Origin of the sequence: Streptomyces sp. TSRI0281 (assembly GCF_001905125.1) — a bacterium.
GTDB lineage: Bacteria > Actinomycetota > Actinomycetes > Streptomycetales > Streptomycetaceae > Streptomyces.
In genome coordinates this window covers 21,582-34,089 of record NZ_LWLE01000013.1, presented here as the reverse complement: position 1 = coordinate 34,089, position 12,508 = coordinate 21,582, and the positions used below count along the sequence as shown (strand labels likewise).

Here is a 12,508-nt window from a genome sequence, read left to right as displayed (position 1 = left end):
ACCACCGCCCGGTTCAGAAGGGCTCGTCCAAGCCTTCCGTGTCCTCGCCCTCTTCCTCCAGCGCCTGTCGCACCACGCGCAGGGCCATGCCTTCCCCGTACCCCTTGCGCGCGAGCATGCCCGCCAGGCGGCGCAGACGTTTGTCGCGGTCCAGGCCCCGCGTGGAGCGGAGCTTGCGTGCCACGAGCTCGCGGGCGGTCTCCTCCTCCTGCTCCGAGTCGAGTCGGCCGACCGCCTCGTCGATAAGGGCGGAGTCCACCCCTTTGGTGCGCAGTTCGCGGACGAGGGCGCGGCGTGCGAGCCCCCTGCCGTGGTGCCGGGACTCCACCCAGGCGCCCGCGAACGCCGCATCGTCGATCAACCCGACGTCCTCGAAGCGCGACAGCACTTCTTCCGCCGCCTCGTCCGGGATCTCCCGCTTACGCAGGGCGTCCGCGAGTTGTTTGCGCGTTCGAGGGGTCCCGGTGAGCAGACGCAGACAGATGTTGCGCGCCTGCTCGACCGGGTCTCGCGGCTCCCCCTTCTCGGCCCTCGACGAGGAAGGGGAGCCGCTGCTTCTGGTGCCGGAGCGGCCACGTCGGCCCGCCCCTTCGCCGAACCCCGTTCCCGCTCCCCCGCGGGACCGGGTACGGGAACGTCCTGCGGGACCGTCCCCCGACTCGGACACGAACCCTTCGCCGGGTCCGCCGGTGAACTCGGGACCGGGTCCCGCGCCGGATTCATCGGCGCTGCCCGGCCACTCCGTACGGCGCGTCACGGTCTAGCTCTTTGCCGCCGCGGCCTTGGTCGGCTTGGCCTTGGTGGCCGACGCGGGTGCCGCCTTCGCCGCACCGTCGGTGGTCGCCGCCGCGTCCGCGGCCGGCTCGGCCTCCGTCTTGGCCTTGTCCTTGTCCTTGTCCTTGTCCGGCCGGACGCCGACACCCAGCTTGTCCAGGATCTTCCTCTCGATCTCATTGGCGAGATCGGGGTTGTCCTTGAGGAAGTTGCGGGAGTTCTCCTTGCCCTGGCCGAGCTGATCGCCCTCGTACGTGTACCAGGCGCCGGCCTTGCGGACGAAGCCGTGCTCCACGCCCATGTCGATCAGGCCGCCCTCGCGGCTGATTCCCTGGCCGTAGAGGATGTCGAACTCGGCCTGCTTGAAGGGCGGCGCGACCTTGTTCTTCACGACCTTGACGCGGGTGCGGTTACCGACGGCGTCGGTACCGTCCTTCAGCGTCTCGATCCGGCGGATGTCGAGGCGCACCGAGGCGTAGAACTTCAGGGCCCGGCCACCGGTCGTGGTCTCCGGGGAGCCGAACATCACACCGATCTTCTCGCGGAGCTGGTTGATGAAGATCGCGGTGGTCTTGGACTGGTTGAGCGCGCTGGTGATCTTACGGAGGGCCTGGCTCATCAGACGGGCCTGCAGACCCACGTGCGAGTCACCCATCTCGCCCTCGATCTCCGCACGGGGCACCAGGGCCGCGACGGAGTCGATGACGATGAGGTCGAGGGCACCGGAGCGGATCAGCATGTCCACGATTTCCAGCGCCTGCTCACCGTTGTCCGGCTGGGACAGGATGAGGTTGTCGATGTCGACGCCGAGCTTCTTCGCGTACTCGGGGTCGAGGGCGTGCTCGGCGTCGATGAACGCCACCGTGCCGCCGAGCTTCTGCGCGTTCGCCACGGCGTGCAGCGTCAGCGTCGTCTTGCCGGAGGACTCCGGCCCGTACACCTCCACCACACGGCCACGCGGCAGGCCGCCGACGCCGAGTGCGACGTCGAGTGCGGTCGACCCGGTGGGGATCACCTCGATCGGCTCGTTCGGCCGCTCACCGAGGCGCATCACCGCGCCCTTGCCGAATTGCCGTTCAATCTGTGCGAGTGCGGCGTCCAACGCCTTCTCGCGGTCGTTTCCTGCCATGGGTTCCACCCGATTTGCTTGAGTCGATCGCTTCACGTCAAAGACGCTAACCCCTGCCACTGACAATGGGCCTCGACGTCCTCCCGGCCTGTGGACAACTCCACGGTCGGGCCCGGGAAAACCCGGCCGGAATCCCATGAGAATGGATGTTCGATTTTAGTGTCAAGCGCACCACGCCGGGCCCACGCAACCGAGAGTAGCGCCTTATAACAGTCGTCATTCCGTAAGTCAATGAAGAGTGTCGAGTCTCATGCTAAATTCCTGCCATATACGGACATCTCATTCAAGACTTTCGGATCCCGGCGGTCCACGTTCCGGCGGCCCACGTTGCGGCGCTACCGGTTCCGGGCTCGCCGGAAAGGTCGCGCTGGTCGCGGGGGCGACCCGCGGCGCGGGCCGGGGAATCGCCGTTCAGCTGGGCGCCGCCGGGGCGACCGTGTACGTCACCGGTCGTACCACCGGGTCCGAGCGTTCCGAGATGGACCGGCCCGAGACGATCGAGGAGACAGCGGCTCTCGTCGACACACGCCGGGTGGTCTGGTCATCGAGGTGACCGACGGGACGGACGAGTACAACGCCGTCAACTACCGGGTCTCGTTCTTCTACGACCTGGCGAAGGCCGCGGTGAACCGGATGGCCTTCGCACTCGCGCACGGACTGGCACCGCACCGCGCGACCGCCGTGTCGCTCACGCCCGGCCGGCTCAGGTCCGAGGCCATGCTCCAGGCCCACGGGGTCACCGAAGCCACCTGACGTGACGCGATCGCGCACTCGCTCCATTTCGCCATCTCCGAGACCCCGTCCTTCGTCGGCCGGGCCGTGGCCGCCCTCGCGCAGGACCCCGAGGTGGCGCGCTGGAACGGGACGTCCCTGTCCAGCGGGCAGCTGGCGCGGGTCTACGGCTTCACCGACCTGGACGGCAACCGGCCCGACGCCTGGCGGTACATGACCGAGGTCCAGGACCTGGGGCGGCCCGCCGACGTCACCGGACACCGCTGAGACACCCCAGGCCCGCTCCGGGCCGCGAGGTGTCAGCTACGGTCGTCCGTCCCCGCGGCACCACCCGAGCCGCCGACGCTCTCCGGCCAGTCGGACCCCCCGGACCGGTCCGAACCGTCGGATCCGGCCCGCCGGTCCGGTCCGCTGTTTCCGTCGCCGCTGCCGGGGGCGGACACAGCACGGCGAATCCGTGAGCGCACCGATTCGCCCCGCTGCCCGCCATGGCGGCCGTGGACTCTCGGGTCGTCCGTCACGTCGTACCGCTTCACATAGGCGCCGAGGAACGCCTGGAGCGTGGCCACGGCCGGGATCGCGATCAGCGCACCGACCGCGCCCATCAGCGCCGTACCCGCGATCACCGAGCCGAAGGCGACCGCAGGATGGATGTCAACGGTCTTGGAGGTGAGCTTGGGCTGGAGCACATAGTTCTCGAACTGCTGGTAGACCACGACGAACCCGAGCACCCACACCGCGTACCAGGGGTCGACGGTGAAGGCGATCAGCATCGGCAGGGCGCCCGCCAGATACGTACCGATGGTGGGGATGAACTGCGAGACCAGTCCGACCCAGACCGCGAGGGCCGGGGCGTAGGGGACTCCGAGGATCACCAGCAGGATGTAGTGCGCGATGCCGGAGATCAGGGCCATGAGACCGCGCGAGTAGAGATAGCCGCCGGTCTTGTCGACCGCGATCTCCCAGGCCCGCAGTACCTCGGCCTGCCGGGCGGGCGGGAGAACGGAGCACAGAGCGCGCCGCAGCCGGGGGCCGTCGGCCGCGAAGTAGAAGGAGAACAGGAAGATCGTCAGCAGCCGGAACAGCCCGCCGAGCACCGTCGTGGACACATCCAGCACGCCGGTCGCGCTGTTCTGGACGTACTTCTGCAGCCAGTCGGAGTGCAGCAGGCTGTCCTGCACCTCGACCCGCGAGAGGTCGGTGTTGAAGGTCTGGTTGACCCAGCTGATCACCGAGTCGAGGTACTTGGGAAATTCGTCGACCATGTCGACGATCTGACCGGCGAGCATCGAACCCAGCAGCACGATGAAGCCGACACCGGCGATCAGCACACCGAGGAAGACGAGGAACGTGGCAAGGCCGCGGCGCATGCCGCGGGCCGACATCCGGCTCACCGCGGGCTCGATGGCGAGCGCGAGGAAGAACGAGATGAGCACGTTGATCAGCAGCCCGATGAGCTGGTCGAACGCCCAGCTGCCGAGCCGGAAGCAGGCATAGAGCGCCAGTGCCAGCACCATCGCGCGCGGCAGCCAGCCGGGCATGCGGACCGACCCCGTGCCGGACGGCGGCGTCGGTGGCGCGGCCGGCGGGACGGGCGGGGAGGTGGACGGCTGGGTCTGGGCGGTCTCGTCTGTCGGTGCCACGGAACAAGTCTCGCCTACGCCGGTGACAGCCTGCCGCCCACCCCGTCAGCGCTGGTCGCGGGGATGTCCACGGGCCCGTCAGCGCTGGTCGCGGCGATGTCCACGGGCCTGCGTCGGCGACTGTGGCCGGGTCGTCCACGGGCCTCTCAGCGCTTGTGGGCGGGGATGTCCACGGCCTTGCAGATTCCTCGCCAGACGTCTTTGGCATCCCATCCGGCAGCGAGTGCCTGGTGCACCGTACGACTGCCCAGTTCGGCCATCACATGGTCGCGCGCGAACGAATCCGCGTACCCCTCACCGAAGTGGTCCGCCATCCGTTCCCAGAAAATCGTCAACCGCATGCCACCAGTATCCCGCTCCTGAGAGTGCAGCCGGGCCGCTACGCATCTGCCAACGGCACTTTCCGTTCTACGGTCGGTTCATGGCTGGAACCGGAGCAAACCCACTCGCCCGCGCCGAGCAGTTCATCTGGCTCACCGCCCGCGTCCTCGAACAGCGGCGGTTCGCCCACGACTTCCTCGAAGGAAATACGGACGCGGTCGAGACGGCACTCGCCGCCTATCTGAACGAGGACGGCGGCTACGGCCACGCCCTCGAACCCGACCTCCGCGGCCCTGTGAGCCAGCCGCTGCACACCGCCCACGCGCTGAACGTTCTCGACTCGATCGGCCGCTGCAACGGACCGCGGGTAGAACGGATCTGTCGCTATCTGACCGATGTGTCGACCAAGGAGGGCGCGCTGCCCGCGCTCCTGCCCACACAGCGCGGCTATCCCGCCGCGCCGTTCATCCCGATCGTCGACGACCCGCCCGCCGAGCTGCTGGCCACCGGCCCGATCGTCGGGCTGCTGCACCGCAATCAGGTGTGGCACGCCTGGCTGTTCCGGGCCACGGACTTCTGCTGGGATGCCGTCGACACCCTGGAGCAGTCACATCCGTACGAGATCGAGGCCGCGGTCGCCTTCCTGGACGGGGCCCCGGACCGCGCCCGCGCCGAGGCCGCGGCGGGCCGGCTGGGACGGCTGGTGCGCGAGCAACGGCTGGCGGTGCTGGACCCGGAGCGGCGGGCGGAGTACCCGGGGTCGCCCGGCTACGCGCCGGGTGAGCACCACTTCCCGTACGACTACGCCCGTACACCCGGGTCGCTGGCGCGGCGCTGGTTCACCGACGAGGAGCTGGACCGCTCGCTCGACCACTTGGCGGCCGAGCAGCAGGAGGACGGCGGCTGGCCGGTGAACTGGCGCCGGTGGGCACCGGGCACGGAGCTGGAAGGCCGTCCCCTGGTGACGCTGAAGGCACTGCACACCCTGCGGGCGTACGGTCGCAGGCTCGGCTGACCGGGCCGGTGCCGTTCAGCCCAGCGCCCGTACGCCCGCCGTCACCACGACGGCGGCGCCGACCACGACCAGGAAGGGGGCCCGCAGAGCCAGCGCGAGCGCTGCCGCGGCGAGGCCCACGCCCCGGGCGTCGAGCACCAGCTGCCGGCCGTCCCCGAAGGTCTGCTGTGCGGTGAGGGCGGCGAGCAGCGCCACCGGGAGGAGCGCGGCCAGGCGCTGCACCAGTGGCCGTTCCAGCACTCCGGCCGGTACGACCAGCCCCAGGAGTTTGGCCAGGTAGCAGCCGACGACGGTCAGTCCGATGGCGATCCAGACGTTCATCGGAGCTCCTCGGCCTTCTTCGGGCGCCCCGTCAGGAACAGGACCACGAGTGCGGCGAGCGCGGACAGGAGAACCGGCAGTCCCGCGGGCAGTACGGGCAGCAGGCCCAGGGCCAGCAGCACCGCGAGTGCCGCCGTGACGCGTTCCGTGGTGCTCTTCAGCATCGGCGCGAGCAGCGCCAGGAACACCGCGGGACTCGCCGCGTCCAGCCCCCAGGCGTCGGTGTCGCCGAGCGCCTCGGCACCCAGCGCGCCCACCAGCGTGGTCAGGTTCCACAGCACGTACAGGGTGAGCCCGGTGACCGTGAAGCCGATCCGCGCGGCCCGCCGGGTGGGCTGGGGCAGCGTGACAGCCGTCGTCTCGTCGATGACCCACTGCGCGGCGAAGGGACGTAGGGCGCGCGGCAGGGAGAGCAGCTGCGACAGGCGCAGGCCGTAGAAGACGTTGCGTACGCCGAGGAAGAACGCTCCGGCCGCCGCGGTGTACGGATTCCCGCCCGCCGCGAGCGCGCCCACCAGGGCGAACTGCGAGGCTCCGGTGAAGACGAGGAGGCTGAGCGCGCAGGTCTGGAGAAGCGTGAGTCCGGATCCTGCCGAGGTGACGCCGAACGCGAAGCCGGAGAGCCCGACGGCGATGCCGACGCCGAGCGCGTCCCGTACGACCGCCGCGTCCGGCTTCTCCCGCCCGGCGCCGACGTCCGCGCTCTGAGGGGGTGCTGTCTGTTCTGCCACGTCCGGAACGTTACGGGGAGCGGTCCGGGCCGGTCTTGTACGTTCTTGCGCGCTCGCGCCGGTACGCGCCCGGTGGCACCCCCACGATCCGGGTGAAGTGACGGTTGAGATGCGGCTGATCGGTGAAGCCGACGGCCGCCGCGGCGTCGGCGGGGGTGACACCCGCGTCGAGCATGCGTCGCGCCCGGCGCACACGCGCATCGGTGAGCCAGGTGTGCGGCGGCATCCCGTAGCGCTTCTTGAAGGCCCTCAGCAGCGCGAACGGGCTGGTGCCCAGTTCGGCGGCCAGCGTCTCCAGGGTGGGCGGCCCGGTCATCCGTTCCTCCAGCACGGCACGGGCACGGGCGGCGTCGCCGGCGCCCGCGGCGTGCGGCGCCAGGGAGGGCAACGGGCTGCCGTGCCGGTTCAGCAGCCGGGCCACCATGACCCGCAGCAGGCTGTCGGCGGCCAGCGCGTTGCCCTCCTCCGCGGCACGGTGTATCTCGGTGATCAGCCGGGCCGCCCGGGGGTCGGCCGCGCTGGTCTCGGCGAACCCGACGGTCCCGCGCAGGCTCGTCACGTCGGCAGCGATGTCGTTGATCACCTGGGCCGACGGATAGAGCGTGGCGTACACCCAGCCCTCGGGGACTCCGGCGCGGGCGGTGTGCGGCACCTCCGGATTGATCATGACCACCATGCCGGGGCCCGCGTGCACCGTGCCGCCGGGCAGTCCGACGTCCTCGACGCCGCGGGTGATCGTGCCGAAGACGTAGCCCTCGTGGCTGTGCCGGGGGAACGTGTGGCGGACGTACCGGGCGCGCAGAAGATCGAGGTCGGGCAGCTCCGCGTGCTGCCAGTACCTCGCCCACTCCTTCGTCCCGTCCACTCCCGCCATAGGCGAATTCTCGCAGGTCCCGGCTGCTTTCCGCAGGCCCGGCAAGATCGCCGCGCCCCCGCCGCACGCCTTCCGCACGCACGTGCGGACCGCCTTCCGCACGCCCGGACGGCCGTCATGGACGCACGCCGTCACCGGCTGTTGTCAGTGGCGGGGTGCACGATGGGGACATGGTCGGCTCCGCACTCGATTCGTTCTCGCCCGCGACCCGCAGCTGGTTCGCCGGTGCCTTCAGCGCGCCGACGGCCGCGCAGGAGGGCGCCTGGCGCGCCATCGGTGAAGGCAGCGATGTGCTGGTCGTCGCGCCGACCGGCTCCGGCAAGACCCTCGCCGCGTTTCTGGCCTCGCTGGACCGGCTGGCCGCCGTCCCGCCGCCCGCCGAGGCGAAGAAGCGCTGCCGTGTGCTGTACGTGTCGCCGCTCAAGGCGCTCGCCGTCGATGTGGAGCGCAATCTCCGCTCACCGCTGACCGGTATCCGCCAGGAATCGGTGCGGCTCGGACTGCCCGAGCCAGAGGTGCGGGTGGGGATCCGGTCCGGCGACACCCCGCCGGCCGAGCGGCGTTCCATGGTGACCAAGCCCCCGGACATCCTGATCACCACACCCGAGTCGCTGTTCCTGATGCTCACCTCCTCGGCCCGGGACGCCCTCGCGGGTATCGAGACCGTGATCCTCGACGAGGTGCACGCCGTCGCCGGTACGAAGCGCGGTGCCCATCTCGCCGTCTCCCTGGAGCGGCTGGACGAGCTGCTGCCCAGGCCCGCCCGGCGGATCGGCCTGTCCGCGACGGTCCGGCCCGTCGACGAGGTGGCGCGCTTCCTGTCACCGCAGCGGAAGGTGGAGATCGTCCAGCCTCCGTCCACCAAGGAATTCGACCTGTCGGTGGTCGTCCCCGTCGAGGACCTGGGCGAGCTGGGCGGCTCCCCCGCCACCGACGGCGGTGCCGACCAGGCGGAGAAGCCGTCGATCTGGCCGCATGTCGAGGAGCGCATCGCCGATCTCGTCCAGTCGCACCGCTCCACCATCGTCTTCGCCAACTCCCGGCGACTGGCGGAGCGGCTCTGCAACCGGCTCAACGAGATCGCTTACGAGCGCGCGACCGGAGCCGTGTTCGATGAGCACGGATCCGGCACACCCCTCCCGGAGCCCCTGCCGGAAGCCCACTCCCCCGCGGAGGTCATGGCCCAGTCCGGCGCGGCGAAGGGCGCCCCCGCGCTGCTCGCCCGCGCGCACCACGGCTCGGTCTCCAAGGAGCAGCGGGCCCAGGTCGAGGAGGACCTCAAGGCGGGACGGCTGCCGGCCGTCGTCGCCACTTCCAGCCTGGAGCTGGGCATCGACATGGGCGCGGTCGATCTGGTGGTCCAGGTCGAGTCACCGCCGTCCGTCGCCTCCGGGCTGCAGCGGGTGGGCCGGGCCGGGCACCAGGTGGGCGCGGTCTCGACCGGAGTCGTCTTCCCGAAGTACCGCGGCGATCTGGTGCAGGCCGCCGTCGTCACCGAGCGGATGCGCCAAGGCGCCATCGAAGCCCTGCGCATCCCGGCCAATCCCCTGGACGTGCTCGCCCAGCAGCTGGTCGCCATGGTCGCGCTGGACACCTGGCAGGCCGACGACCTGCTGGCCCTCGTCCGCCGGGCGGCCCCGTTCGCCTCGCTCCCCGAATCGGCGTTCACCGCCGTGCTCGACATGCTCGCCGGACGCTATCCGTCCGATGCCTTCGCGGAGCTCCGGCCGCGGGTGGTGTGGGACCGCGTCGCCGGAACGGTCACCGGCCGCCCCGGCGCACAGCGGCTCGCCGTCACCTCCGGCGGCACCATTCCCGACCGCGGGCTCTTCGGCGTCTTCCTCGCCGGGGCGGACCCGAAGAAGGGGGGCGGCCGGGTCGGCGAGCTGGACGAGGAGATGGTCTACGAGTCCCGGGTCGGTGATGTCTTCACGCTGGGCACCACGTCCTGGCGGATCGAGGACATCACCCGCGACCGGGTCCTCGTCTCGCCCGCGCCGGGCGTTCCGGGACGGCTGCCGTTCTGGAAGGGCGACCAGTTGGGCCGTCCGCTGGAGCTCGGCCGCGCGCTGGGCGCGTTCCTCCGGGAGATCGGCGGGCTGTCGCAGGAGGATGCCCGGCTCCGGCTGCTCGCCGCCGGGCTCGACGCCTGGGCCGCGGACAACATCCTGTCGTACCTGGACGAGCAGCGCCGTGCCTGCGGCCATGTCCCGGACGACCGGACGATCCTGGTCGAGCGGTTCCGGGACGAGCTGGGTGACTGGCGGGTCGTGGTGCACTCCCCCTTCGGTGCCCAGGTGCACGCCCCCTGGGCACTGGCCCTGTCCGCCCGGCTGGGTGAGCGGTACGGGATGGACGCCCAGGTCATGCATGCCGACGACGGCATCGTGCTGCGGCTGCCCGACGCCGATCTGATGGGTCTGGATCTGCTCGACTTCGATCCCCCCCAGGGCCCGGACGCGGCGGGCGGCGCGGTCGGGCCGGGACCGGCACTGCCCGATGGCGCGTTCGACAGCGAGCAGGCCCCGGTCGGCGCGGCCGACGTCGTGTTCGACAAGGGCGAGATCCAGCAGATCGTCACCGATCAGGTGGGCGGCTCGGCACTGTTCGCCTCCCGGTTCCGCGAGTGTGCGGCGCGTGCTCTGCTGCTGCCCCGGCGCAGCCCCGGCAAGCGCACCCCGCTCTGGCAGCAGCGCCAGCGCGCCTCCCAACTGCTCCAGGTCGCGTCCGAGTTCGGTTCGTTCCCGATTGTTCTCGAAGCGGTCCGCGAATGCCTCCAGGATGTCTTCGACGTTCCCGGACTCACCGAACTGATGGGCGACCTGGAAGCGCGTCGTATCCGGCTGGTCGAGGTGACCACACCGGAGCCCTCGCCGTTCGCCCGCTCGCTCCTCTTCGGCTATGTCGCGCAGTTCCTGTACGAGGGCGACTCCCCGCTCGCCGAGCGACGGGCCGCCGCGCTCTCCCTCGACTCCCATCTCCTGGCCGAACTGCTCGGCCAGGCAGAGCTGCGCGAGCTGCTCGACGCCGATGTGCTGACCGAGCTGGAGCAGGAGCTCCAGTGGCTCACCGAGGACCGGAAGATCAAGGACGTCGAGGGCGTCGCCGACCTCCTTCGCGTCCTCGGCCCGCTCACCGAAGCCGAGTTGGCCGACCGGGGCGCCCAGCCCCCATGGGCTCCGGAGCTGATGTCGGCCCGCCGCGCCATCAAGGTCCGCATCGCCGGCGCCGACCACTGGGCGGCGATCGAGGACGCGGGCCGGTTGCGCGACGCCCTGGGGACCGCCCTTCCCGTCGGCGTCCCGGAGGCGTTCACCGAACCGGTGAAGGACCCTCTCGGCGACCTCCTCGCCCGCTTCGCCCGTACCCACGGCCCGTTCACCTCGACCCGGGCCGCCGAGCGCTTCGGGCTCGGCACCGCCGTCACCGACGGAGCGCTGCAACGGCTGTCGGCGTCGGGCCGGACCGTCCAGGGCGAGTTCCATCCGGCGGGCATCGGACAGGAGTGGTGCGACGCGACCGTTCTGCGCCGACTGCGCCGTCGTTCGCTCGCCGCGCTCCGCCACGAGCTGGAGCCGGTACCCCCGGCCGCACTCGCCGCCTTCCTCCCGCAGTGGCAGCACCTGGGCGGCAACAGCCTGCGCGGGATCGACGGACTGGCCCGCGCCATCGAGCAGTTGCAGGGCGCCCCCGTTCCCGCATCCGCACTGGAGAAGCTGATCCTGCCGAGCCGGGTCACGGGCTACACCCCCGCGATGCTCGACGAGCTGACGACGACCGGCGAGGTCGTCTGGGCCGGTGCGGGGGCTCTTCCGGGCAAGGACGGCTGGCTGTCCCTCTATCCGGCGGACAGCGCGCCCCTGCTGCTGCCGCCACCGCATCCGCTGGAGCAGTCCGCGCTGCACGAATCGGTCCTCACCGTCCTGTCCGGCGGTTACGGCCTCTTCTTCCGGCAGATCGCCGACCAGGTCCGTGCGACCACCCACCCGGACTGCACCGACCCGCAGTTGGCCGACGCCCTCTGGGACCTGGCCTGGTCCGGGCGCCTCACCAACGACACCCTCGCCCCGCTGCGCTCGCTCCTGGGCTCGGGACGCACGGCGGGCTCGACCGCCCACAGGGCCAGACGCAGCGTTCCGCGAGGCCGCTACGGATCACTCACCGCGGCCGCCCGGCCGGCGTCCCGTACAGGCCCGCCCACCGTCTCGGGCCGCTGGTCCCTGCTGCCCCCGGCCGAACCGGAGCCGACCCACCGCGCCCACGCCCTCGCCCGTACCCTGCTCGACCGCCATGGCGTGGTGACCCGTGGAGCGGTGCAGGCGGAAGGCGTCGAGGGCGGCTTCTCCGCGACGTACCGCATCCTCGCCGCCTTCGAGGACAACGGTCAGGCGCGGCGCGGCTATGTCGTCGAGGGGCTGGGAGCCGCCCAGTTCGCGATGGACGGAGCCGTCGACCGGCTGCGGGCCGCGTCCACCGCCCGCGACCGTACGGACCCGGGGACCGCGCCCCGCGCCCTGGTTCTCGCGGCGGCCGACCCGGCCAATGCCTACGGGGCCGCCCTGCCCTGGCCCGAACCCCCGGACGGGGCAGGCCACAAACCGGGCCGCAAGGCGGGGGCGCTCGTGGTGCTCGTGGACGGTGAGCTGACGCTCTACATGGAGCGCGGTGGCAAGACGCTGCTGGCCTGGCCCTCGGACCCCGACTCCCCCGCACTGAGAGCGGCGGCCGAGGCGCTGGCCTCGGCCGCGCGCGCGGGCGCTCTCGGCACCGTCACGGTGGAGCGCACCAATGGCACCTCCTCCCTCACCTCACCCCTGGGCCGCACCCTGGAAGCCGCCGGATTCCTCGCCACCCCGAGAGGGCTGCGCCTGCGCGCCTGACCGGCCCGAGGCAGCTACCGACCGCCTGCACCGCCCCACGAGTCCCGCGGTCGCCCCCCCGCGTCCACCATCCGTACCGCGCATCATG

Annotated in this window: 9 protein-coding genes and 1 pseudogene; 3 read left to right on the top strand and 7 right to left on the bottom strand. The window is 71.3% G+C overall.

All coding sequences use genetic code 11. The features are described from left to right. Positions 1-13: 13 nt before the first annotated feature. Positions 14-757 carry a recombination regulator RecX gene (recX, locus tag A6A29_RS20805; RefSeq protein ID WP_073721865.1) on the bottom strand — a complete coding sequence of 248 codons (744 nt, stop codon included), beginning with the start codon at positions 755-757 and terminating at the stop codon, positions 14-16. 3 nt (positions 758-760) lie between these two features. Next, entirely contained in the window at positions 761-1,903 is a 1,143-nt protein-coding gene (recA, locus tag A6A29_RS20800; RefSeq protein ID WP_073721864.1) for a recombinase RecA, read from the bottom strand. Positions 1,904-2,153: 250 nt separating this feature from the next. Here recA and A6A29_RS47575 point away from each other — a divergent pair. Continuing rightward, positions 2,154-2,902: pseudogene (locus A6A29_RS47575) on the top strand (hypothetical protein). A gap of 32 nt (positions 2,903-2,934) precedes the next feature. Here the strand turns inward: A6A29_RS47575 and A6A29_RS20790 are convergent. Together A6A29_RS20790 and A6A29_RS20785 are read right to left on the bottom strand one after the other, a co-directional pair. Further along, positions 2,935-4,176 (bottom strand): AI-2E family transporter, encoded by a 1,242-nt coding sequence (locus tag A6A29_RS20790; protein ID WP_241838587.1) that lies wholly within the window; start codon positions 4,174-4,176, stop codon positions 2,935-2,937. A 248-nt stretch (positions 4,177-4,424) separates the two neighbouring features. Continuing rightward, positions 4,425-4,619 (bottom strand): DUF3046 domain-containing protein, encoded by a 195-nt coding sequence (locus A6A29_RS20785; protein ID WP_073721863.1) that lies wholly within the window; start codon positions 4,617-4,619, stop codon positions 4,425-4,427. An 80-nt stretch (positions 4,620-4,699) separates the two neighbouring features. Here A6A29_RS20785 and A6A29_RS20780 point away from each other — a divergent pair, with 80 nt between their 5' ends. Beyond that, a complete protein-coding gene (locus A6A29_RS20780) occupies positions 4,700-5,614 on the top strand; it encodes a hypothetical protein (RefSeq protein ID WP_073721862.1) in 915 nt (304 codons plus the stop codon). A 15-nt stretch (positions 5,615-5,629) separates the two neighbouring features. Here A6A29_RS20780 and A6A29_RS20775 read toward each other — a convergent pair whose 3' ends face one another. The 3 genes from A6A29_RS20775 to A6A29_RS20765 are packed head-to-tail and all read right to left on the bottom strand — an operon-like array spanning position 5,630 to position 7,540. Then, positions 5,630-5,935, bottom strand: coding sequence for an AzlD domain-containing protein (locus A6A29_RS20775; RefSeq protein ID WP_073721861.1), 306 nt, complete (start codon positions 5,933-5,935; stop codon positions 5,630-5,632). Then, positions 5,932-6,666: an AzlC family ABC transporter permease gene (locus A6A29_RS20770; protein ID WP_073721860.1), complete on the bottom strand. Its 735-nt coding sequence runs from the start codon at positions 6,664-6,666 to the stop codon at positions 5,932-5,934. The genes A6A29_RS20775 and A6A29_RS20770 overlap by 4 nt, the downstream gene beginning before the upstream one ends. 10 nt (positions 6,667-6,676) lie before the next feature. Then, positions 6,677-7,540, bottom strand: coding sequence for a helix-turn-helix transcriptional regulator (locus A6A29_RS20765; RefSeq protein WP_073721859.1), 864 nt, complete (start codon positions 7,538-7,540; stop codon positions 6,677-6,679). A gap of 170 nt (positions 7,541-7,710) precedes the next feature. Between A6A29_RS20765 and A6A29_RS20760 the strand changes: the two genes are divergently transcribed. Beyond that, positions 7,711-12,420 carry an Lhr family helicase gene (locus A6A29_RS20760; protein WP_073721858.1) on the top strand — a complete coding sequence of 1,570 codons (4,710 nt, stop codon included), beginning with the start codon at positions 7,711-7,713 and terminating at the stop codon, positions 12,418-12,420. Positions 12,421-12,508 lie beyond the last annotated feature (88 nt).